The organism is Bradyrhizobium sp. Gha, from assembly GCF_900113735.1.
Classification (GTDB): Bacteria; Pseudomonadota; Alphaproteobacteria; order Rhizobiales; family Xanthobacteraceae; genus Bradyrhizobium.
In genome coordinates, this window is sequence record NZ_FOQM01000058.1 from 1 (window position 1) to 22161 (window position 22161).

General features: G+C 57.6%; 17 protein-coding genes and 4 pseudogenes. 7 read left to right on the forward strand and 14 right to left on the reverse strand.

The window, feature by feature from the left end:
- Window positions 1-295: transposase (locus BM222_RS37330; protein WP_177243700.1), on the forward strand; the 295-nt coding region annotated here is incomplete at its 5' end.
- On the opposite strand, the pseudogene BM222_RS42620 reads toward BM222_RS37330, so the two are convergent.
- The 6 genes and pseudogenes from BM222_RS42620 to BM222_RS37360 all read right to left on the reverse strand — a co-directional run.
- Window positions 288-544: pseudogene (locus BM222_RS42620) on the reverse strand (IS66 family transposase zinc-finger binding domain-containing protein); the annotation flags it as partial. The gene BM222_RS37330 and the pseudogene BM222_RS42620 overlap by 8 nt on opposite strands.
- Window positions 545-836: 292 nt before the next feature.
- The gene (locus BM222_RS37340; protein ID WP_177243701.1) at window positions 837-1259 is read right to left on the reverse strand and encodes an SET domain-containing protein-lysine N-methyltransferase; all 423 of its coding nucleotides are present in this window, start codon (window positions 1257-1259) and stop codon (window positions 837-839) included.
- Between the two features lie 443 nt (window positions 1260-1702).
- Window positions 1703-2545 (reverse strand): 2OG-Fe(II)-dependent halogenase WelO5 family protein, encoded by an 843-nt coding sequence (locus tag BM222_RS37345; protein WP_092239646.1) that lies wholly within the window; start codon window positions 2543-2545, stop codon window positions 1703-1705.
- Entirely contained in the window at window positions 2493-3794 is a 1302-nt protein-coding gene (gene ectB, locus BM222_RS37350) for a diaminobutyrate--2-oxoglutarate transaminase (RefSeq protein ID WP_092239647.1), read from the reverse strand. The genes BM222_RS37345 and ectB overlap by 53 nt, the downstream gene beginning before the upstream one ends.
- A 776-nt stretch (window positions 3795-4570) precedes the next feature.
- A pseudogene (locus tag BM222_RS37355) lies at window positions 4571-4837 on the reverse strand (sugar phosphate nucleotidyltransferase); the annotation flags it as partial.
- 63 nt (window positions 4838-4900) lie between these two features.
- Window positions 4901-5173 (reverse strand): annotated as a pseudogene (locus BM222_RS37360) (isocitrate lyase/phosphoenolpyruvate mutase family protein); the annotation flags it as partial.
- Between the two features lie 550 nt (window positions 5174-5723).
- Here BM222_RS37360 and BM222_RS37370 point away from each other — a divergent pair.
- Window positions 5724-5915 (forward strand): annotated as a pseudogene (locus BM222_RS37370) (helix-turn-helix domain-containing protein); the annotation flags it as partial.
- A gap of 752 nt (window positions 5916-6667) precedes the next feature.
- Window positions 6668-6874: a cold-shock protein gene (locus BM222_RS37375; RefSeq protein WP_092239649.1), complete on the forward strand. Its 207-nt coding sequence runs from the start codon at window positions 6668-6670 to the stop codon at window positions 6872-6874.
- 1092 nt (window positions 6875-7966) lie between these two features.
- Here the strand turns inward: BM222_RS37375 and rpoN are convergent.
- Together rpoN and BM222_RS37385 are read right to left on the reverse strand one after the other, a co-directional pair.
- Window positions 7967-9430, reverse strand: a complete 1464-nt coding sequence (rpoN, locus tag BM222_RS37380) for an RNA polymerase factor sigma-54 (protein WP_092239650.1) — start codon at window positions 9428-9430, stop codon at window positions 7967-7969.
- Between the two features lie 548 nt (window positions 9431-9978).
- The gene (locus BM222_RS37385) at window positions 9979-11109 is read right to left on the reverse strand and encodes a DMT family transporter (RefSeq protein ID WP_092239651.1); all 1131 of its coding nucleotides are present in this window, start codon (window positions 11107-11109) and stop codon (window positions 9979-9981) included.
- 235 nt (window positions 11110-11344) lie between these two features.
- Here BM222_RS37385 and BM222_RS37390 point away from each other — a divergent pair, with 235 nt between their 5' ends.
- From BM222_RS37390 to BM222_RS37405, 4 genes are all read left to right on the forward strand, one after another.
- The gene (locus tag BM222_RS37390; RefSeq protein ID WP_092239652.1) at window positions 11345-12139 is read left to right on the forward strand and encodes a phosphocholine cytidylyltransferase family protein; all 795 of its coding nucleotides are present in this window, start codon (window positions 11345-11347) and stop codon (window positions 12137-12139) included.
- Complete coding sequence (locus BM222_RS37395; protein ID WP_092239653.1) at window positions 12132-13691, forward strand: aminotransferase class V-fold PLP-dependent enzyme; 1560 nt, start codon at window positions 12132-12134, stop codon at window positions 13689-13691. Before BM222_RS37390 ends, BM222_RS37395 begins: the two co-directional genes overlap by 8 nt.
- Before the next feature lie 33 nt (window positions 13692-13724).
- Window positions 13725-14717 carry a GHMP family kinase ATP-binding protein gene (locus BM222_RS37400; RefSeq protein ID WP_177243703.1) on the forward strand — a complete coding sequence of 331 codons (993 nt, stop codon included), beginning with the start codon at window positions 13725-13727 and terminating at the stop codon, window positions 14715-14717.
- Window positions 14718-14793: 76 nt separating this feature from the next.
- Window positions 14794-15399 carry a CDP-alcohol phosphatidyltransferase family protein gene (locus BM222_RS37405; RefSeq protein WP_177243704.1) on the forward strand — a complete coding sequence of 202 codons (606 nt, stop codon included), beginning with the start codon at window positions 14794-14796 and terminating at the stop codon, window positions 15397-15399.
- 29 nt (window positions 15400-15428) lie between these two features.
- On the opposite strand, the gene BM222_RS37410 is transcribed toward BM222_RS37405, so the two are convergent.
- Genes BM222_RS37410 through BM222_RS37435 form a run of 6 tightly spaced genes read right to left on the reverse strand, consistent with a single transcriptional unit; the run spans window position 15429 to window position 22092 of the window.
- The gene (locus tag BM222_RS37410) at window positions 15429-16565 is read right to left on the reverse strand and encodes a D-cysteine desulfhydrase family protein (RefSeq protein WP_092239656.1); all 1137 of its coding nucleotides are present in this window, start codon (window positions 16563-16565) and stop codon (window positions 15429-15431) included.
- A complete protein-coding gene (locus BM222_RS37415) occupies window positions 16562-17482 on the reverse strand; it encodes an ABC transporter permease (protein ID WP_349509901.1) in 921 nt (306 codons plus the stop codon). Before BM222_RS37415 ends, BM222_RS37410 begins: the two co-directional genes overlap by 4 nt.
- The gene (locus BM222_RS37420; protein ID WP_092239657.1) at window positions 17479-18420 is read right to left on the reverse strand and encodes an ABC transporter permease; all 942 of its coding nucleotides are present in this window, start codon (window positions 18418-18420) and stop codon (window positions 17479-17481) included. The genes BM222_RS37415 and BM222_RS37420 overlap by 4 nt, the downstream gene beginning before the upstream one ends.
- Window positions 18401-19438, reverse strand: coding sequence for an oligopeptide/dipeptide ABC transporter ATP-binding protein (locus BM222_RS37425; RefSeq protein ID WP_092239658.1), 1038 nt, complete (start codon window positions 19436-19438; stop codon window positions 18401-18403). The genes BM222_RS37420 and BM222_RS37425 overlap by 20 nt, the downstream gene beginning before the upstream one ends.
- A complete protein-coding gene (locus BM222_RS43570; RefSeq protein ID WP_092239659.1) occupies window positions 19435-20457 on the reverse strand; it encodes an ABC transporter ATP-binding protein in 1023 nt (340 codons plus the stop codon). The genes BM222_RS37425 and BM222_RS43570 overlap by 4 nt, the downstream gene beginning before the upstream one ends.
- Window positions 20458-20496: 39 nt before the next feature.
- Window positions 20497-22092: an ABC transporter substrate-binding protein gene (locus BM222_RS37435; RefSeq protein ID WP_177243705.1), complete on the reverse strand. Its 1596-nt coding sequence runs from the start codon at window positions 22090-22092 to the stop codon at window positions 20497-20499.
- Window positions 22093-22161 lie beyond the last annotated feature (69 nt).

Consider the following 22161-nt stretch of genomic DNA (forward strand, 5'->3'; position numbering starts at 1 on the left):
AACCCTGCGCGAAGGCGACATCGTCATTCTCGACAATCTCGGAAGCCACAAGTCGAAAGCTGTCAGGCAAATGATCCAAGCTGCTGGCGCCAGGCTCTGGTACCTGCCGCCATACTCGCCCGACCTCAACCCGATCGAACAGGCATTCTCCAAGATCAAACACTGGATGCGGCAAGCTCAGAAGCGCACCATCGAGGACACTTGGCGCCACATCGGTCACCTCATCCAGGGCATCCAGCCTCGCGAATGCGCCAACTACTTCGCCAACGCAGGTTATGCTTCCGTCAAAATGTGAAACGCTCTAGCAGCTTGGGCCCTGTACGCCCGCGCGCAATCGGATGCGAGGGAGCCGGCGGCTGGATGATCGCTTCGAAGGCCCCGCAGACGAGCTTCTCGCGCACGTGCTGGATCAACTTCCACTGGCGCGGAAGAGTTCCAGGGTCACGTCCTCGCCAATCTTGCGCAATCGGCTGTCGCCGCAGCATGGGCAGGTGGCAGGCACCGGTAGGACAATGCGCTCCCGCGGCAAATGCTCCGACAGGGGTTAATGCACCGTCGTCGCTCGACTTCGCGTCCGATCAGTTCGCGGGCGGGCGACGCTTCCGCAACTGTCGACGAGGTCACAAGACTGCCTAGGCGCGATCGACGACACTTCGGCCTCCGGGAGCGGGTGGCGCGGGAGCCTCGATCATCACCCGGCATGGCAAACGCTCGATCGTTTCGGACAACGGCACCGAGTTCACCAGCCCCCTATACTGGCCTGGTGAAGGGACACTCGACCGACTGGATCGCGAGGCGTCACCCATCCCGATCTCACGCCTCTCGTAAGCGGGCCCTTAGTCGATGAAATTGATAGTTGGAGGATAGGCTGAAACATTTGTGTAGCGGTGAGTTATTTCCTCATCCACTTCAATGTTCTTTGTGGCCACAATGCTCACCCACGCGCCGGACTCCTCATCGGTCCATACCAATCGTGCATTGGGGTTCGAGGATGAGTGGTTTACTAACGATACCAGACCGAAAACGACGTAGCCTGTCAGAGAATCCCCTTTCAGGCCCCGATCATGACGCACGAAGTAGTACTCGAAAACTCCTGTACAATCCAACAGCTTCGCTGTTGCATCATCAAACCCCCATGTTGGGGCGCGCTCGATTACGTCGCCAATCTTGAACCGAGTATTTGCAAAGACACCGCGACCTTTGCCTGGCACAGTTTGGACGTACATGGCTAAGCTTCGGTCAAAAATCTTGTTGGCCATCGTGTGTGTCTCCGTGGAGCTAAACTTTGCCGCTTGCCTGAGTGAGTTCATCATTAGAGGGGCACGAATTCCTGTAGCACCCTGGTAAGCGGGCGAATAATTCACCGCTAGGCTGACGTTTCAGTTGGCTCTGTGCACCTGCTTTATCGATTTGGACCCAATCGACCCATCGAAAATGTCGCGCTCGAACCGAACCCAATCCGATTGGTGCCATCTCACCTGGACCTTGCTCACCCCACAGGCTTTGACCGGAGGAGCGGTGATCTACATAAGGGCTTCCCGTGCCACGAACGACGCACGGGATGGCAGATCCTGATTTTCAGCACCAATTTAGATCAGCACGTGTGGGCAGCCCTCCCCCAACTATCTGCGTCTGCACACCCGCACAGGCCGCGCCATGAAGTGATGACATCCGCGCGATAGTCACCGCTGTCGTTTTCAAGCTAGGTCCACCAGAGAACGAGATCCGGCCGAGCAAACCCGAAGAAACAGTTCAATAGAAGGCGCTGCCTTCCGTCGCCTGACTGTCGAGTAACCCCGTGAACGAACCCGCCGTCGATGAGAGCGATATCCCCGGCCTGCAGCACGATATCGTGAGAAGGCACGGACTCGAGATAAGCTGTCGAATAAGGATAGCCCGTGGTCTCGACCCCCTGCGATCTTCGGTCCGTCCCTGTCGGCTTATGGCTCCAGAGCCTCAGATTTCCACCTTCCTCGGGCATGCTAGGATAGAAGTTGAGCGCGACGACGGTATTTTTCCCCACAGCACCAAGGTCGTATTCCTTCCCGGCACACAGCACTTGAGCGACGTCGTCATGAGGCTCTAAGGCATACGTTCCGGTGCCAGACCAACAGATGGCGCGACAAATGTTCGCTTGGCCGCGCTTTGATCCGACCAGCCTCAATTCAATGCCCTGGTGGTGAAGCTCTCGCCTCAGCGCGTCGAACAATCCGCGGACTGGATCAACCAATTTTCCAAAAAGAGCCTCGACGAACGGTCGCTCGCTCTCCGCTTCTGCGAAATACGCGGCCGCCGTTTTTCTGTAGTGAGATGCGCCGACATATTGTCCCGGAACGCCATCTTTCCGTTCCTTGAGACCGGGGTTGTGAGCAAAGTTCTCCGTGATCTCCTTGGCTAGTTCGAGATCGAAGGCTCGCTTGATGTGCAGAGCAGTGATCTCACCCTTCAGCAGCGAGATAACCTCCGTGATGCTGATCGTGCCGGTTCGTTCTCTAATTACGAGTGGCGAGATGGCTGGCACTTGAGTCATTTGGGAAGTCATCATGGGTATGCTCCTGTAGTGCGTGATCGAGAATGGCGATGGCGCGATTGAGTTCATCGTCTGTGATCGTTATCGGCGGAAGGACTTTGATGACGTCGCGATTTGGCCCCGAGGATTCGATCAACAGGCCGTTTTCAAACGCGACATCATGCACCTGCCCGACAGTCGCCTGTGAACGACACTTGAGACCGGCCATCAGGCCGCGACCGCGCTTTTGTTCGATGGCTCTAGGGAACTTCTCGACGAGGCGATCAAGGTGTCCTTGCAGTGCGATGGTTGTCCGTTTGACGCTTGTAGCGAACTGCCTATCCGACCACATTTTGCACATGGCCCCCGCGGTCACGAAGGCAAGATTGTTGCCTCTGAAGGTCCCGCTATGTTCTCCAGGATTCCATATGTCGATGTCGGGGCGAATCAAAACAATGGAGAGCGGACTGCCTGAACCGCTTAAGGACTTCGAAAGACATACGATATCGGGCTCGATCTCCGCGAACTCGAAAGAAAAGAAATCGCCCGTTCGTCCTGCACCTGCCTGAATGTCATCCACGATCAAAACGATGCCGTGTTCACGGCAAATGCGCTGAATTTCTGCCAGCCAAGCTGCAGATGCGGTGTTCATGCCCCCCTCGGCCTGAATGGTCTCTAGAATGATCGCCGCGGGCTTTTCTATGCCGCTTCCTGGGTCGCCGAGTACGTAATCGATGTAACTTGCGGAATCGAAAGATCGGTTAGGATAGCCGTCGTAGGGGACTCGGATCACATCATGGCGAGCAACGCCCCCCAGCTTTCTGGTCGACGCCGAACCAGACACAGCCAGGGATCCGAGCGACATACCGTGGAACGCATTTGTGAAGGCCATGACGCTGGAGCGGCCGGTATACTTTCGTGCCAGCGCAAGCGCCGCTTCGTTTGCACTTGTGCCGGTCGGCCCAGGAAACTGTATCTTGTAGGAAAGACCCCTGGGCCTCAGGATCAAGCCAACAAACAGTTCAATGAATTCACGCTTCGCGGATGTGTACATGTCCAGCGACAAAAGAATATTCTCGCCGAGCAGGTATTCAATTGCTGGTGCGATGATTTTTGGGTTGTTGTGTCCGTAGTTGAGCGCTCCAGACCCCACAAAGAAATCGATATAGGGCTTACCGGTTTCGTCCCAGATTGTGGCCCCGCGGGCCTTCGTAAAGACTGCAGGAAAGGACCGGCTATAGCGACGAACGTTAGATTCATGGGCAGCAATAACGTTGGTATTCATTGGGCTCTACCTGCACATGCTTAGCGCGTTCGAAAAAAGATAGCAGTGAACGCGTTCGGTGGGCGATGGACGTCTTACAGCCAGCCTCCGAGGCGCAGAGACATGACGATGTGCTCCAGGCCCGTGATTTCGGTAGCAGAGGCTTTTCTCGCTAACACTCATTGTTTCGTCGACTTCATTCGGCATCTTCCCGTACATTTGTGCCAATCGGCGAGAAGAACATTGGCTCTCGACACTGACCGTGCCGGGGGGCGGTCTCCCGCTTGTTTTAGAGCCTCGGAACACGCGCCAGAGCAACCTTGCATTCGCACTACCTCCTCGGCAATCACCTTCAGAGTTCTAGAGAACGCCGCACAAACATTCCGATGCGACTCCCTCATCGGAGAACGCGCGGCCGCCCCGCTCTCAAAGGGACGACACTTCTGTCGCGACTCTGCGTTTTATTTATGAGGTTCGCTTCCCAGCAAGCAATCTGTCCAATGGCACGGTTCAGATTGGCCATAGCCAAGGAGGCCGCCCTGCACGAGCATGTTGATGAGCCGCGGTTTGCTTCTGGCGTGTGAAACCTCTGCAGATTGCGTGGCTCGCCAGCCATGGTGGTAGTCTCCCCGCGACTATCTAGTTAACGACCAACAACCTTCCGGTTGCGGGAGCTGTTGACATGCGACGGCCGCGTTTCGCTACGTCGTGTTACGTACCCAAATGCGTCCACTTACCTTAATCGACAAATGCGAATATTGAACCTACTGAGGCTAGTAGGTAGTAAATCACCCGAGCTGTGCATATTTGATCGCAATACCGCCAAACCGGCTGCCGCAAGCTTCTTGGATGGCCTCTTTGCGACACCCGACAACAATCGTCACCTTATCCACGCCGACACGCCCAAGGTTATGTAGCGCGTTGTGTAGGATGGCAGTGCCATGGATTTGGACTAACGGTTTCGGGTTTAGATCCGTTAGCGGTCGCAGTCGAGAGCCCACTCCAGCTGCGAGAATGAGAGCATGCTTGGGAGCGTTCAGAGGTATTTCATTCGCTCTTTTCATCCCAAGTATCACTCCTCAAGCATCCTGAATGCTCCGTGCCGTTGCCGGAACGTGTCAGACAGCCTGACGAAGTTTGCGTGCGAGAAGGCGTGCATTATTGAAATTGCCGAAGCCGCCATCCGGGCCAACGAGCACCGGTAGCTCTGTCGAATTCACGATGCGTTCGACGCTCTCGACGAGCTGGCTCCATGAAGCTTCGTTGGCATCGCGAAAGCCCAGCGAGCTGGCAATCGACAAACGAGACGCCCAGAGTCCCTTGAAGCCTGCGCGCTCGGCGATCCCAGCCGAAAGGCCATCATGCGCCTCCATCGGAAACGAGAGCTCACTGTTCGAACAGACCTCGGCGCGAAGCCTTTCGACAGGTGAGGGTCGCGCGTATTCATGACCTGCGGTTGGCCGAACGACTTGGGTTGATACTGCGTGCAAAATCCCTGAAAGTCGGCCTTCGAAACGCAAAGTCGTTGCTCATACCCTTTGAGATTGACATCGAGCAATGACCAGCTTTGATAGTTTATCTGGACGTAAAGGTCTTGCATGATTGCCGACAATTGACGCTAATCGCGAAGTCGTCCCAGTTCATGAGCGTTGATCTCGCTCTCTGGCGGGAGGAACGCTTAAGGTGGTCCGATTCACACGAGTTTGACGTATATGTCGACTCTTACGATTGTCGCAATGCGATTGTTGCGTTTCAGACATATGGCGAGAGCTCCTCGATATGGCCGGCTTAATATGGCAGCTTCGCGAGAGTGAAGCCGCTAAGCTCCGACGAACTTGCTCTGATTCGGCGATAGCTTGCCTGGGCAAGTGAATGGTACGGCCTTTGCTGATGCCGCTCTTGGTCTCTCAAGTCCAGGAGAAAGTCATGGCGGAGGTCGCTGAGAAAGTGGTTGTGCTGTCGGAACGGGAAGTACAGTGTTTGCGATGGGTCGAGGAGGGGAAGTCATCCTGGGCGATCGGGGTCATCCTGAAAGTGAGCGAGAACACCGTCAACTTTCACATAAAGAATGCGATGCGAAAGCTCGAAACGAGCAGCCGGACCCAGGCCGTCGTCAAAGCGCGACGTCTGGGCTTCATTTAGGCCGCGGCTAATAACACCGTGCATCGCTCTGGCGAAATGCGTAGCATTCCGCGCTGGCAACTGTACATCGATGAGAGAGTGCTGCCATGCCCTCGCCCATCGTAATGGTGAGGTCCAATGCTGACGAGCGAGCCCCGTGGTGTGGCCGACGTAACACGCTCTTGAAAAGCGAGACGGTGAGCTGAGCCCCGATGTCTGTCCTGTGTTGCGAACTTACTGGCAGTATACGAGTCACCGGTTGAAGCCCGCGGATCACAGCGGCAGACGTCCCGAAGTTATGGCCAGCCAAAGGTGGCTTGGACGGCTTGGGCCAGACGGCGCGGCAATGACGGTCGGCAGACCCATTTCCAACGCGCGCGTCTGGTAGACGATGCTGGAACGTCAGGGCTTGCACTTGCAACCAAGTTCGGGCGGCTCTCACGAAGTACTCCCAATCTTGCGAGCGCTGCTCGCGAGCCGACAATGCGGTGATCGTGTTTTTCGATACTGTGGGCGACGTGTTCTAGGCATGCGACTGTCCCGTGAACCAATAGCCGCAACAACTTAAGCGCAACAGCAAAAGCATCATCCATTGACACGGCAGGAAGCGAAATGTCGTCGGGTGGGTGGTATTCTTGTCTTTCGATGATGGCGGCGACAGCTGGGCGGATCCGACAAACGCAACAGGATTGACGCCGCAGGTTTGTGCCGTTGCTCTTGATGGCCGAAAGAGTCTTCGGTAGATCACAACAGTTCACTATGGAGGTGCCGAAGTGGCAATGGGTATTGTGAAGTGGTTCAATCCGACCAAGGGTTATGGATTCATAAGGCCCGAGGATGGTAGTGCCGATGTCTTCGTGCACTTGAGTGCCGTCGAAAAGGCCGGTTACACCACCCTGGAAGAGGGAGCTCGCGTAAGTTATGAGCTCAAAGCGGGGCGTACCGGCAAGATGTCAGCTGAGGATCTAAGGGTGGGCTGATTCGAGCGTTTTGCAGGAAGTGTTCGATCAGAGCGCAGTCTTTCTCGGACACATGAAGATAGATGTGAGGTAGTGGTTAGGCCAAGTTGACTTCACCACTTCCTATCTCAGCGGACACAACATAGAGACGGTGTGAGCCACCCAGATATGCATTGCGCTACCGGTGAAGCGCCGTTAACGCGGTAGCGCTCAGCTTTTCGCCCGACGAAAAAGCTCTTAGCGCGCCCTGGTAGACAACAATGGCCCTCTGCAGCATTTCTTCGCCACGAAGATCTGATTAGAAGAACGCGTCCGCATCGCTCCGCACCGTGCTTTGGCTCGAAGGCCGGCGCGCTTTCCCTGGTTGGATTGCCTGCTGGGGATGCTGCGGACGTATCGCTTGGCAAAGCAACGCCTGAGACACGGATATCCCAGCCGGAGTTTCGGGAGCATCCGCTAACGTTGATCAAAAGGCTTTTGCGTCGCCTCGCCGGCCTCACATGATCGCACGTAGGTTGGACTTGATCAAAGCCGCCCTCCTAGATGGGAATGATTATCGCTCGCTCGACCACTATTCTGTTGAACAACGAAGATAGGCTGCGAAAAGAAAACGAGTGGCCAATTGCCACCTCAAGTCTTGCCGTTCGTGGGCTACGATGATCTTAACGCAATTATTTGAACCACTGTCGGCAGCTTTACGGTACTGGTTGCGGGATCGGAACCTGAAAACGCACGAGAAGGTTGCCCTGCTTTCTACTTTTCTGTGATGGTCTTTCTACGCAAAGTCGCTGTGGCGAAGAAGCCACGCCCCATCGTGATCGGCGATGTTGCCTCGAGCAAAGTCACTCAGATCGAATCCAAAGGCGCGCGTAGCGGCCGCCGGCCGAGATCACCCTGTAAACTTCCTCGAAAAGCGCCGACAGCAGCCTGCATTCGCTGTCCTCGTAGGGCATGCCGATGATCATATCGAGCCTGGTGGGAACGTCCTGATAGCCTTTATCGCATCATTCCAGCCCCCGCTCGCCGCCAATCCACCGAGGCGAGCAATCATGCCCAACAAGCTCCAAGATCGCTTTTTCGGCAAACCCGCTTTCGGAATTCCCAATGAACGTCTTAGGAGTCCTTCGCAGGCGGTGAGCTCCGGCCGATGCTGGACTTATTGGTTGTTATCCACTCTTTATCCCGGCGGCGTTGTAGCGAACAAGGGATTCGCATGGCTTCGCGGTACTTCGCGACCGTGCGGCGGGCAATATCAATGCCCGAGGCGCGCAATCGTTCCACGATGGTATCATCGGACAGGATCGCGGACGGCTCTTCCGAATCAATCAGCTGCTTGATGTGGTGACGCACGGCCTCGGCCGAGTGCGCCTCGCCGCCGTCGGCCGACGCGATCGAGGCCGTGAAGAAATATTTCAACTCGAATGTGCCGCGATTGGTCGCCATGTATTTGTTGGCCGTGACACGCGAGACCGTGGATTCATGCATCTGGATGGCGTCGGCGACGGCTTTCAGATTCAGCGGCCGCAGATGCGCGACACCATGGGTGAAGAAGCCGTCCTGCTGGCGCACGATCTCGGTCGCGACTTTCAGGATGGTGCGGGCGCGCTGGTCGAGCGCGCGCACCAGCCACGTCGCGTTCTGCAGCGCGTCGGTGAAATACGACTTGTCGCCGTCCTTGCCGATCTTCTTCGACAGCTCGGAATAGTAGGTCTGGTTCACCAAGACGCGCGGCAAGGTGTCGCTGTTGAGCTCGACATGCCAGCCGCCATCAGGACCCGGACGGACATAGACGTCGGGCACCATGGTCTGAAGCCGCGCCGAGCCGAACTTCATGCCGGGCTTGGGATTGAGACGCCTGATCTCGCCGATCATGTCGGCGATATCCTCGTCGTCGACGCCGCAGAGCTTGCGCAAGGCAGCGATGTCGCGCTTGGCGAGGAGATCGAGGTGCTCGATCAGCGCCTGCATCGCGGGATCGTAGCGGTCGAGCTCGCGGAGCTGGATCGCCAGGCATTCGCTCAAATTGCGCGCGCAGACGCCGGGCGGATCGAATTTTTGCAGCACGGCAAGGACGCCCTCGACATCCTGTTGCGTTACCCCAAGCCGTTCGGCAGCCTGGCCGAGATCGGGAGGCAGATAGCCGGCTTCGTCGACGAGATCGATCAGGTACTGCCCGATCATGCGCTCCGCGGGTACGGTGAAGGCGACCGATAGCTGCTCGGCGAGATGGTCCGTCAACTTTGTCTCGACCGCGACGAAGGCTTCAAGATTGTAGTCTTCGTCACCCGAGGCACCGCCGCCCCATTCGGTATAGGTCGTCGGCGCGACGTCCTGGGCGTTGCGCGCCGCCGCCTCGGACAGCCGTTCGGCGTCGGCGTGATCGCTCTCCGTCGGGGATTCGGCACCAGCTGCATTGTCATTGGCGCGCTCGAGCAGCGGATTGCGCTCGAGCTCCTCCTCCACGAAGGTCGTGAGATCAAGATTGGACAATTGCAGCAGCTTGATCGCCTGCATCAACTGCGGCGACATGACCAACGATTGCGAATGCCGGTACTCTAATCTTTGCGCGATCGACATGGAGCAAGCACCAATATTGAACTTAGTTGGGGTTCCTTCATCTAGTCAGGAGCTGATCCACGCGCTTTGATGTCGCGCAAAAAGCAGATTGAGGTGGGATTTCCGGCGCGAACGACGGTAGGACGGCAGATCATTTCGGGACTGCCACGGCTGATTGCCAGGGCTTCGGTCATGTTAAGTAAGCTCCGGCTCGTGGGCGACGCGAGTACGAGTTGACACAACAGTACTTCTGACGACCGAGCGGGCATTTGCGCTGCTAGAAGTCGGGCCCGCACGAAATCATTGTGCGGCGGACAACGGGCAGTAATACGTGAGAAACTCTTATGTTCTTCCCGTACCAGCCTTAAACCGCCAGAACATGGCGCAGCTTTCCGTCTGGCCTGTGCAGAGTTCGTCCCATGTCAGGCACATTGAACTGCTTGGATCATTCAGTGCAGCATCGTTTTCTCGCCTGGAGCGCGGCATTCGCTTTGCGAGAACGTCGATACATGGCATGCTGACAATCGTTGCGTGTTAGCGTGCATCGCCGGAGCGAAGGCCCGGAACATCTATTCGGCCTTTCTGCCCCTATTAAGGCCCGCGGCCGGGGCGTGGATGGAGCGCTTCGAGGCGGATTTCTCTTTGAGCCGACAGATCGTCAGAGCCTTGATCACCAGAGCCGATGACTTCGAGAAACCGATTCTACCGCAGCTATGCATAGATGATTGCGTTCGGCTAGGGCAGCTCGACCCAATATGCAGCCTACCGCGCCTCGGGCGTAGCATTTCGCCATATAGCAGGGACGAAATTCCCAAAACGATTGCTGCTGCGCCTAGTAATGCGGCCCAACTCGGGATCTCACCAAATAATGCATACCCCAGCCCCGCGGCGTAGAGCAATCTGACATACTCGAATGATGCCAGCGCTGTGGCCTCCGCTCGGCTGTAAGCTCGCGTCGAACACAACTGCCCCAAGGTGCCTAAAACGCCAATGAGCACAATGTGGGGAATGAACTGCAGCGGTGGCCAGCGCCAGACAAACACAGCAGGAACAAAGGATAACGGAACGAGTAGCGCTACAAAATAGGTGACAATGACCTCCGGTTTTTCAGTACGGGAGAGGGACCTGATGCTGACGATTGTTGCGCCCCCTGAGATCGCGGAGACCAGCAAGATCAGCACACGGTAGTCAAAAAGCCCGCTGTCCACACGCGCGATTAACGCTACTCCGACTAAACACGCCGCGATTGCCAGCACCCGATGCACCGAAAGGCGCTCTCGCAGGAAGAGCGCCGCGCCGATGGCCACGAAGATTGGCGTTGTGAAATCGATAGCCGACACCGTAAGCAGCGGTAAGATTGTCACGCCGTAGAAGAATGTGAGCATTGAGACAAGGCTGGAGCAGGCCCGAAATGCGTAAAGGCTCGTGCGGCTGGTCCGCAGCGACGCAACTCCAGCTCGAGAGAGCCAGGGAAAGACAACAATCAGACCAAATAGGTTGCGGAAGAAGGTGAGCTCGAACGGGTGGATGTTTGTCGCCACAATTCGGATAATGACGCCGCATGCTGACAACAGCGCTCCAGATGCCAGCATCCAAAGCGCTGCAATCTTAATGTCCAAGTCTCCTGCTGGTCGCGGCGGGTTATGCGCAAACTTCTTTGATTGCGGATCGTCGGAGGCGGAGAGCTCCGGTACGCTCATGATCTTTCGTTCCGCTCGTGTCACATTGAAGCGTCGTAACTGAGTTTAGCTATTCAACGGACGCGAACATGTAAGCATCTTGTAGCATTTTTGTAACAAGATTGACTTGCCTTGGCGCATGCGAGATCGTTGGCACGTGGAGATTGCCAGAGACGTCCGCGCAGAAGCATTGCGGAGATGCAAGCGATAACACGTCGTCTCGGATCACGAAGAAGATCAGGTTGTCGTCGCGATCATGACCGGAATCCGCAACGAACGGGCGATTATTCTTGCTGCCGGCAAGGGCGAACGACTGCTTCCTATTACCGCGCAACGACCAAAGCCCTTGCTTCCGGTTAACGGCACGCCGATCCTGCGAAATTGCGTGCAGATGCTTGGCGCTTGTGGAATTGCAAAAGCGACCATTGTAATCGGGCATCTGGGCAGTCTCGTCGTGGCAGAGCTGGGGACGGAGCTCGCTGGCGTGGAGATCGAGTACGTGTCCGTTAAGGATTATGACCACGCCAACAATATCGTCTCACTATGGGCAGCTCGAGATCGTTTATGCAACGACGTGGTCATTGTTGAAGGTGATGTATTCTTCGACCGGGCCATCCTCGACCGGATCCTGGCGCCCGACATTGTCAGCGCAGTGGCCGTGGACCGGATGAAGCCGCACATGACAGGAGCCGCTGTCTCCGTAGACGACCAATTGCGGATCCAAGAGCTTGTGATTGTACCGGCAGGAGGTGGCGAAATCAGCCAAAAGCAGCTCTGGAAGACGATCAACATACACCGCTTTAGCCGTGAGTTCATGGAACGGAAATTCCTCCCCGAGATTGAGCGAACCATTCGGGCCGGGAGCACCTACGAGTTTTACGAATGCGCTTTGGCGCGCGTGATTGCAGGGGGTGAGGTGGTCCTGCCCGCTGTTCTATGCACGGAAAGCCGCTGGATGGAGATCGATGATCCCATCGATTACGCTGCCGCGCAGGTGATTTTTCTTGAGAAGCGCTCGGGGGAGGCGACGTGCGAGGCCGATCATGCGTGAAGTGCCTTATGCGTCCAGGGTTGCCTCGACGGTCGCCTCGCCCTCTAAGAGCCAAGGCTCATTTTTCGAGGCTCCTTTCGAGCACTTGGGCGTCCGCCAGTTCATCAACTGCACCGGTGTCCGGGCGATCAACGGGAACTGCCGGATGCTGCCCGAGGTCGAACAAGCCATGGCAGCTGCGGCACATAGCTTCGTCAATCTGGACGAGCTCATGCTGCAGGTTGGAAAGCGGCTGGGTGCACTCACAGGCGCAGAATGGGGCATCGTCACTGCCGGCAGCGCAGCGGCGCTAGCGCTCGCAGCGGCAGGCTGTATCGCAGGAAACGACCCGGAGAGAATGGTTCGGCTGCCGATGCATTGCGGTCCCGCCGCACTGGTTCCAGGCGATCAGCGGTTCGCCTACGAGCAAGCGCTTCGGCTCGCCGGACTAACCATTCGATCGGTTGGCTCCGTCACCGAAGTTGAAATGGCCTTAGCGCGGCACGACGTGGCCCTCATATGCATCAATGCCATGCGCGAGGCACGCTCGCATTTGCCGCTTAAGGCCCTTGTGCCGGTCGCGCAGGGCGCAAAGGTCCCTGTACTCGTGGACGCCGCATCGGTGTACCCACAGAACCCTGATCCTTGGCTTGCAAGAGGCGCCGATCTGGTTGTCTACAGCGGTGGCAAATTCTTGCGCGGGCCGCCCTCGACAGGCCTGCTGCTTGGGCGCCGTGAACTCGTCGAAGCTGCTTGGCTTAACGGCGCGCCGCACCAATCATTCGGCCGACCAATGAAGATCGGCAAAGAAGAAGTCGTTGGTGCGCTCGCGGCAGTCGAGCATTGGTTCGGATCACATGACCACGCTGCCGACGAACGGCGCTGGCGCGCGGACCTTGCGGTGGTTGCAGCAGAATTGGAAGAGGAAAGCGGAATCCTAACCGAAGTTGCTGAGCCCGTGGACCTGGCAAGAGTGCCTCGATTAAGGGTACAGTGGGACACGGTTCGGTTTTCGGTTCATGGTCTGGAGCTGAGAGAATGGCTCCTCGCCGGTTCTCCTTCCGTGATGCTCGATGAGATCAGGGCCACTTCAGCATCCGTCGTGATCGACCCCTACAACTTCCAACCAGGCGAGGCGCAGATTGTCGCTCGCCGAATGAGAGAAGAATTGCGGCGCGCATGCGCGCGGCGCGGGCGCGCAGAAGAGCCAATCGATGGCGAGACGCCTCTCTTGACAGGCCGTTGGAGGCTTCATCTCTCGTTCCTTCATCGCCGCACCGACCATGAGGTAGTCTTGGGGCAGAGCGGCACGGAAATTTCCGGCATTCATCGCGCGACCATGTCGGAGGCTGCTCTAAAGGGCGTGGCCGCAGGCGGTGAAATTCGCTTTACTAGCTCGCATCCCTATGAGGCCGCCAATATCGCCTACACGTTTGTTGGGCGCAAGATCGGCGATGAGCTCACCGGTGTGGTGACCCTGGGGGCAGCAACGGATGGTCATTGGGGCCCTGTGTTCTGTTCCCAATTTGGTAAAGCCAATTGGAGAGCTAAGCGAATCGGCGCCTCGCCATAAAGTCGACAAGAACCAGCAATGGAGCGAGCTGGCATGCTCGAAGATAGGCTGACAACCGGAATGGGCATCGAGCCAACGATTCTTCGGCAGGATGCATACCGGCATCTCACACCGGAGCGCAGCGATCCTCGCACGCGGCCAGTTGGGCAGATCACGTCCGTCGGCAGCGGACTGGGACACCATGGCGAGATCCTGCAGGGAGCATTTCGCGATGCCGAGGGCCGGATCCATCGAGGCCTTGTCAGTTTACTTTGTCCGATCTTCAATTCCGTAGCCTGGGTGCTCTCTAAGCGAGACCCCTCTGTCGATATTGACCCACCCGAAAAATCGAAGGCGCTAAGCGCGGTAGCCCTGTTGTTGCGCCAATACGGCGAACGGGCCCCGGGATTATCTATACGCATTCGCAACAACATCCCTATCGGCTACGGGTTGGGCTCATCAACAGCTGACGTTGTCTCTACCCTTAAGGCAGCAGCCCGCGCACTCGGTGTCGAGCTTGGCCCCGTGCAGCTTTTCAAACTAGCCGTGACGGCGGAGCAAGCGAGCGACGGAACCATGTTCACCTCGCGCGCCGTTCTTGCTGCGCACCGCGAGGGTATTGTCATCCAAAACTACGAACGGCAGCTCCCGCCTATGGGGCTCATAAGCACAAATTGCGATCCGCAGAATCCTTTGCTGACGTTGGATTTCTCTCCCGCTCGCTATGAGCCGGCGGAGATTGACCACTTCGACGACTTGCGGCGGTCATTAGCGCGCGCTATCGCCGAGGAGAATCTTTCACTTCTAGCGAGCGTCGGAACGGAAAGCGCCCTGGTCAATCAACGCTATCTTCCGCAGCCGGGCCTTGCGGATGTTTTGGACATTGCTCGCGCTAATGGGGCATTGGGGATCCAGGTTGCCCATAGCGGACGAATGATCGGTGTGATCCTGCACGCGAATCTCGACCGATCGGACCGCCGTGTCCTGGCGATCATGAGCGGCGTCGAGGAGCTCGGCATGGTGCCCATGTTCATCTCCCGACTGTAGGAAGTTGATTTGCGTTCACTTGAACGAGAGGGGAGCTCGCATGCGAACAACGCCCGCGGCTGGTAGACCAAGGTTAATGATTCAGCTTTTGGCAGACGTTCCCAACCTCATCACTATGGGTGGCATTTGCCTATCCGTGCTTGCGATATCTTTCGCCGTAAAGCATGAATTCGAGCTTGCGCTTATTTCAGTACTCTGGGCCGTAGTCGCGGACTGGATCGATGGCTGGCTGTCGACCCGTCTTAGGGGTCGTCCAAAGGAATTTGAAGAGCTTGGTGCCAATCTGGATTCCTTTGCAGATCTTATCAGCAGCGGCATCTTTCCCGCCATTCTACTCATGGCTGTCGGGAATTTCGGCACGGCCGGTGTCCTCTCAGCAGTGTTTGTTGCAAGCGCTGGAGTCTTGCGGCTGAGCTACTTCAACGTTTATGGCGCAACCGAGAGCGGGAAGATCGTGGGCCTGCCGATCGCCCATAACATCCTCGCCCTTACGCTGCTCTTCCTGCTGAGGCCCTTCATCGGCGCAGATAGTTTCTTTTCATTTCTCGCGACGACCAACATTGGCCTTGGGGTGCTTAATGTCGCTCCGTTTTTCTTTCCAAGAGGACGCCCGGCATACATACCCTGGATCATTGGCTTCGCGGTGCTATCAACACTGGGATTCCTATCGATGCTTGGTTAACGACTGCGGCGAGCCTAGTATCGGCTCCGTCATGCATGGATGCCTGACGTTCGGGCGCGACCGATGGTCTCGCCATTCTCTTTGTCAGACTGCAAGAGCGCTGTACCGTAGGCGAACAGGCCAGGAATGCCCCCCGTATGAAGGAAGACAATGGTCTTGGCCTTTCCCAACGCGCCGACGGTCGCCTGGGCGAGCAGCGAGGCCATTGCTCTCCCGGTATAAACGGGATCCAAAAGGAGGCCTTCCGTGCGGGCCGTGACGTCAATGGCTTCCAGCACGGAGGGGTCGACGACGCCGTAGTCTGCCGAGGGATAGAGCACCTCGATACGGCTCCGCGCACGTACCACGGAGGAGTCGAGCCCGACGAGGTCAGCCGTACGCGCCGCAAGTGCCAAAACAGCTGCTGCTGAGACAGCATTGTGCGAGCCGGAACTGACTCCGAAAAGATATGGCGGCCGCTCCCAATAGGCGGTTCCGGCTGCCAAGCCTGCGAGTGTACCGCCGCTTCCGGCACAACAGACGATCGCGTCGATGCTAAGATTTCGGTCGCGAGCTTGCGCTTCAAGTTCAGAGGCGCAAGCGATGTAGCCGATAGCGCCGAGGGGAGTCGAAGCGCCACCCGCGATGAGATACGCTTTTCGACCATTCTTCAGCTCACGTTGGAGAGCCATCTGCGCGATCTTAAGACAGTCTGTTCCTTTTACGACGGCCTCAATTGGCGCACCGAGGATTCGCCCCATCAGCAGGTTCCCGGAAGAAGTGTAGACTTCGCCTGGATTATCCAGCCGCTGTTCCAAGATCAGGCGGCAGCCTATACCGAGACGGGCGGCAGCGGCGGCGGTTTGTCGAGCATGGTTCGATTGCAGCGCGCCATGTGTGATCACGACGTCAGCCTGCTGCTGAAGAGCGTCGGCCATAACAAGCTCGAGCTTACGAGATTTGTTGCCGCCGCCGGCAAGCCCGGTGCAATCGTCTCTCTTGACGTAGAGCGATCGATTGCCACCGAGATGAGCGCTTAAACGGTGAAGCGGCTCCAAAGGGGTCGGAAGATGACACAGCGCTGCACGAGCAAAGCTACTGAGCGGCCGGTCATCGAGGCTAATCTCAAGTCTGTCATGAAGGTCGGCGTCTTGCCTAAAAACGCATCTCAAATGACTGCGCGTCATCTACAACTCCGATTCGCAGGGTTCAATCGATCCTGCATCCGGTCGCCTAGTATGCTGAGAGAGAGCACTGTCAGCACAATCACGACGCCGGGAATGACGGCGATCCACCAGGCGGTCGTCACGTAGGTTCTTCCATAGCCGACCATTGTACCAAGACTGCTCAGCGGCGGCTGAACGCCAAGGCCAAGGAAACTCAATGCGGACTCGAGGAGGATCACCTCCGAGAAGTTCAGGATCATATTCACGATGAGCGGCCCGGCGACGTTAGGTAGAACGTGACGGCCATAGAGCCGGAGAAAGCCGGCACCGTAACTCCTTACAGCCAGGGTATAGCCTTGACCGAGTGCTGAAAGCGCCAAACTGCGAGCCAACCTCGCATACCGCTCCCACCCGTAGATGCCCATGATCACCAGGAACAATCCAAAACTGTTGCCGAAGAACGCCAACAGCGCGAGCGCAATGATGGTGAACGGCATTGCGGCCTGAAGATCCACCAGCATCTGAACACTTTCCTCAATCCAGCCCCGGAAATGCGCCGCGATGAAGCCCAGTGTCGTTCCGAGCAACGCTCCAAGGCCGCTGCCCACAAGCGCTACCAGCAGGCTGGTGCGGACTGAGAGGAGAAGGCGGGCCAAGATGTCTTGGCCGAGATCATCAGTACCGAGGATATGCGCCCAGTTGCCGCCGAAAAGAAGGGGAGGTCGAAGCCTGGCGCGCAGATCCATGGAGATCGCATCCGGGCTGGACAGAAGGCTGTCCAGCAACGCCGAAATGAGCAAAAGGATTAGCCAGGCAAGCGCCAATGCCGAAAGCGGCGCGAAGCGTGTTGCACGCCATCGCACAGACTGCCGCGCCCACAGTCGCCTCAATGGCTCGTATGCACGCACGGCGCCGAGATTAGATTCATGCCAGGTCACAGCACCCTCGACGCAATCTCGAGGTCGCGGATCCGCGGATCGAGCCAGCCATAGGAGAGATCGACGAGCAGATTAGCCGTTACCATCATGAGAGAAGCTAGCAAGATGATGGCCTGAACGACGGCAAGATCCCGGCTGAACACGGACTCGACCAAGAGATGACCTACGCCTGGCCATGCGAACAGGCTCTCGACGATGATGCTGCCGGAGATGAGCGAGCCGATGTACATACCGAAGACGGTCAGGGTGGGAATCATCCCGTTCGGCAGTATATGTGCGCGTATGATAGCCATCTGGGGTATGCCGCGACCTCGAAGCCCAGTGACAAAAGGCTGCCCCAACACATCGATCGTCGCCCCTCGTGTGAAGCGGGCGAAGATCCCGATCCAGGCGGCACTTAGGCAAAGTACGGGAAGCACGACGTGACGTATCGATCCCGTCCCTCCCGTGGGAAGCCAATGCAAACTCACAGCAAAGACAATGATCGTCAGAATCCCGAGGAAGAAGTTGGGAACGCTAAATGCTGTGACTGCGGTCAGCATAATTGCACGGTCCGTTAATCGGCCGCGCCGCAATGCAGCAAGCACGCCGATCGCGATACCCGTGCAGATGGTCAACGGTACTGCGACGACCATGAGGGCCAGCGTATTGGGCAAAGAGGCGAGCACAAGGCTGACTGCAGGGCGCCCATCTCTGAATGAGAAACCAAAATCACCACGAAAAACATTGGCTACATAGTCCAAATACTGAACAATGAGCGGCTGATCGAGCCCCCATTTGTGGCGCAGTGCCGCTTCAACTTCTGGGGTCACCAAATTAATAGGGAGGATAATCTGTGCTGGATCGCCGGACAGCCGAAGAACGATGAAGACGAAGCTAACCGTCAGCCATACAGTCAAGGCTGCGCGGAAAAGTTTTCTAAGCACCAATGCCAGCATGATCTTCCTCGATGCGTTTTTCGGAGCGGCGGCCGGTCGTCACCTTGTGGCAGGCCACATGGTGAGCTGGAACGAGTTCGATGAGATTTGGAGCGGCGGATCTGCAGAGCTCTGCCACATCGGGACAAGCAGATGCGTAGGCGCAGCCGATTCCGGAAGGCGAAGAAATGGCAGTACAGCTTTGAACTGGAGTAGAACGCCGGCGTCGCCTAGCCAAAGCCGGCGAGGCGCCGAGCAGCGCGCGAGTATAGGGGTGCAGCGGCTCGTGGAAAAGCACCTCGGCGGGTGCCTCCTCGACGATGCATCCGGAATGCATGACGGCGACCCGGGTGCAGAGATGCCGGACGACCGCGAGGCTATGGCTAACGAGAACGAGCGTAAGCCGTTCCGATTGTGCCAGATCATCTAGGAGATTGACGATCTGCGCCTGAACCGAAACATCGGCTGCGGAGGTTGGCTCGTCACAGATCAGAATCTTCGGGGCAAGCGCGAGGGCGCGAGCGATGACTACGCGTTGGCGTTGGCCGCCGCTCAGCTCCGCCGGATATCGCTCTGCGATAGCGGCAGGCAGGCCGACCTTGCTCAGCAGATCATGGACGCGGTTGCGGCGCTGCTGGCGCGTGCCGAGACGGTGCACATCAAGAGGCTCGATAACCTGATCGAAAATACGCAAGCGTGGATTTAAGGCGCCATGCGTGTCCTGGAAGACCATCTGGACGGCGCGGTGGAAGCCGAAGCGCTCGGTACGGGAGAACTCGCGTATGTCTCGTCCACAATAAAGAACTCGGCCGTGGGTTGGCTGGTCGAAGCCCATGAGGAGGCGACCGAGAGTCGATTTTCCAGATCCGCTCTCACCGACGATGCCGAGGCGTTCCCCGGCGTGCAGCATCAGAGTCACATTCTGGACGGCTGACACATGCGGGGGGGAAGTAAACGGAAGCGCACGCGCACCAACACGATAGATGCGAGTCACCTGCTCCGCGGCCAAGAGCAACCTGTTCGGCGGGTCGCCGGTCATTCGGTGGCCTCGAGGTGCGTTGGTCCAGCGCTCTCGCCGTACACATCATGGTGGCAGGCAACCCTGTGGGCCCTGCCTAGAGTTCGAAGAGCGGGAGTCTCATTCGCGCAAACAGGACTTCCGTGGACACAGCGACGCAAAAACCCACAACCGAGAGCCTCCACCGCATCTTGAAGCGGATTACCAGGCACGGGCACGAGCCGGCGTTTACGCTCCTCGATCTGCGGCACGGCGCCCATGAGCCCGACTGTGTATGGATGGGCGGGCGTAGCAAACAAGATATCAGCGGGAGCCGACTCAACGATCCGGCCTTGATACATTACGAGCATCCGGTCCGCGATCTCGGCCACAACTGCGAGATCATGCGTGACGAGGATCACTCCGAGGCCGTGGGTGTCACAAAGACGGCGGATGAGCGCGAGCACTTGCGCCTGCACAGTGACATCAAGTGCGCTCGTTGGTTCGTCGGCAATGAGCAGTTCCGGATCACCTGCGAGCGCCAATGCGATACAAACCCGTTGCGCGATTCCCCCGGAGAGCTGATGGGGATAGGCCGCGAGGACCCGCGCAGGGTCTCTGAGTCCTACCTCCAGAAGTATGGAGCGTACTCTGGCGAGTCTGGCTTTGCCGGTGGTAACACCGTGGACGCGCAGGACCTCATTAAGCTGAGAGCCGACCGTTCGTAGAGGGTCTAGTGAAGCATGAGCATCTTGAAATACGAACCCGATGCGACGGCCACAAAGCCGAGAGCGGCTTTCCTGAGGAAGGGCCAAAACGTCGGCACCATTTAGCCACGCATGACCCGTCACCAATGCGGCATTTGGGAGGAGTCCGGGCAGCGCGAGGCAAGCGGTGCTCTTTCCACTGCCGCTCTCTCCCACTATCGCCAGAATCTCGCCCTTCGCGAGCTCGAATCCAAGTCTGCGGACGACAGTTTTTTGTGTGCCGTCTGCACGATAATGAACGCTCATATCCTCGACATGCAGCAGGGAGCTTGCGATCGTTGCGGATCGTGTCATGCGGCGCTTCTCTCGTTGCGGTCAGGTGGTCGCAACAGCTTACGGGATGTTTTGCGCAGGGTTGCTGCCGAGCGCACCCGTTAAGGACAGATTGCCGGCGCGAAGATCCATAAATTCACAGGGATAGGCAGTCCAAACGAGGGCCTTGCGTTTGCCGTAAAACACCGGGAGCTCGTACAGAACGGTGCCTGGTGGATCCTGGTCTAAGATGCGCAGCATGTCGCGGGCGGCGCTACGGCGGGCTTGCAAATCGCTGCTCTGCTCAAGGATCTGCCCGAGCCTATCGAATTCGGCATTGGCCCAATAGCCTTCTTGCTGATAACGGTCGTTAGGGCTGAAGATCCGCCACAACTGGCTGGCGGGGTCAGGAAAGAAAGCCGTGGCCGACGTGTCCTGTATGTTACGCGCGTCGTCCTTCTTGTAGACTTGGGACCAGTTCTCAACGAAATCGATCTGAACGTTGAGCCCGACCGCCTTCCACATCTGCTGTAGAATGCGTCCCGTCGCCACTCCGGCCGTATAGTAGTCGGGGACCATACGGTAATGTATCAACTCGCCCTTGTAGCCGGCCTGTTTGAGAAGCTCGCGGGCTTTGTTTGGGTCGTAGGCAGGCTGTGGCCAATTGGCGATATACATCTTCCCGAAGAAGTCCTGTTGCAGCCCGTGCGGCACGCGTGTGCGCCCATGGAAAACCGTGTCGACGATCAGCTGCCGGTCGATCGCGAGATTGAGAGCCTGGCGAAGTCGCCGATCTGCCAGATTTTTGGCGCCACCATTATAGACGATCATACGGATAGTGCGGATGGGGCCCCCGACGGTCGCGAAGCGCTCGCGATCCTCGATCTCTTTGAGCTGGTCAGGAGGCACCTCCGTTATGATATCGACTTCGCCTGTGAGCAATCCCGCAATTCGGGCACTCGTATCTGCCACCTCCTTGAAGACGACCTTGGCAACCGGCGCCTTCTCTCCCCAGTAACGATCGAAGCGCTCGAGTGTGATTGACTCACCGGGTTTGATTTCGGCTAAGCGATAGGGACCGGTTCCGATCACCGCCCGGCTCCACGCGTCCCAATTGGCTGCCGCTTGATATGCTCGCTTGCAAATGACCTGGGCGGGATAATTCGCAAGGCGCTCCTCGAGGAGAGGATCGGGGACCTTGCTGATCACCTTCACAGCATAGGGGCCGACCGCTTCAACGGAGGCGATGTTGCCGAGTAGGATCGCGCCGACTGCATGACCGGGCGCCTTGTCCTCTAGAAAACGCTCTGGTCCAAAAGTGAATACAACATCTTCGGCTGTGAAGTCGCTTCCATCCTGGCATTTCACGCCACGACGCAGCTTGAGCTCCAAAGTTCGCTCGTCCACGCGCTGCCAAGAGGTCGCCAACCCCGGGACAAGGGCAAAGCCTTGCTTGTAGTCGATGTCGATCAGGGTCTCGAGGACATTCGGAACGATGCGCATGGCAACATTGCTGAATTCCCGCATAGGCTCCAAAGTGGGTGGATTTTGTTGCACGGCTGCGATGAGCCGGTCTGAAGTCGCCGCGTGAGCAGGCTTACATGGGTTGCCTGCCAGGAAAGACCCCATACCGAGTGCGCTCAGGAACAGCTTAGTCGACAAGGCAAGAAATGCCATTCGATCCCTCCTCCAGGGGCGATCCGGGGGCGGTCCCCGCGCCATCTGCGCCAACTGGTATGGACCAGA

Bases quoted from the DNA above. Each gene is read 5' to 3' on its own strand.
- BM222_RS37340 (WP_177243701.1), bottom strand. From the start codon at position 1,259: ATGGCCAACAAGATTTTTGACCGAAGCTTAGCCATGTACGTCCAAACT.
- BM222_RS37345 (WP_092239646.1), bottom strand. From the start codon at position 2,545: ATGATGACTTCCCAAATGACTCAAGTGCCAGCCATCTCGCCACTCGTA.
- ectB (WP_092239647.1), bottom strand. From the start codon at position 3,794: ATGAATACCAACGTTATTGCTGCCCATGAATCTAACGTTCGTCGCTAT.
- rpoN (WP_092239650.1), bottom strand. From the start codon at position 9,430: ATGTCGATCGCGCAAAGATTAGAGTACCGGCATTCGCAATCGTTGGTC.
- BM222_RS37385 (WP_092239651.1), bottom strand. From the start codon at position 11,109: ATGAGCGTACCGGAGCTCTCCGCCTCCGACGATCCGCAATCAAAGAAG.
- BM222_RS37390 (WP_092239652.1), top strand. From the start codon at position 11,345: ATGACCGGAATCCGCAACGAACGGGCGATTATTCTTGCTGCCGGCAAG.
- BM222_RS37395 (WP_092239653.1), top strand. From the start codon at position 12,132: ATGCGTGAAGTGCCTTATGCGTCCAGGGTTGCCTCGACGGTCGCCTCG.
- BM222_RS37400 (WP_177243703.1), top strand. From the start codon at position 13,725: ATGCTCGAAGATAGGCTGACAACCGGAATGGGCATCGAGCCAACGATT.
- BM222_RS37405 (WP_177243704.1), top strand. From the start codon at position 14,794: ATGATTCAGCTTTTGGCAGACGTTCCCAACCTCATCACTATGGGTGGC.
- BM222_RS37410 (WP_092239656.1), bottom strand. From the start codon at position 16,565: ATGACGCGCAGTCATTTGAGATGCGTTTTTAGGCAAGACGCCGACCTT.
- BM222_RS37420 (WP_092239657.1), bottom strand. From the start codon at position 18,420: ATGCTGGCATTGGTGCTTAGAAAACTTTTCCGCGCAGCCTTGACTGTA.
- BM222_RS37425 (WP_092239658.1), bottom strand. From the start codon at position 19,438: ATGACCGGCGACCCGCCGAACAGGTTGCTCTTGGCCGCGGAGCAGGTG.
- BM222_RS43570 (WP_092239659.1), bottom strand. From the start codon at position 20,457: ATGACACGATCCGCAACGATCGCAAGCTCCCTGCTGCATGTCGAGGAT.
- BM222_RS37435 (WP_177243705.1), bottom strand. From the start codon at position 22,092: ATGGCATTTCTTGCCTTGTCGACTAAGCTGTTCCTGAGCGCACTCGGT.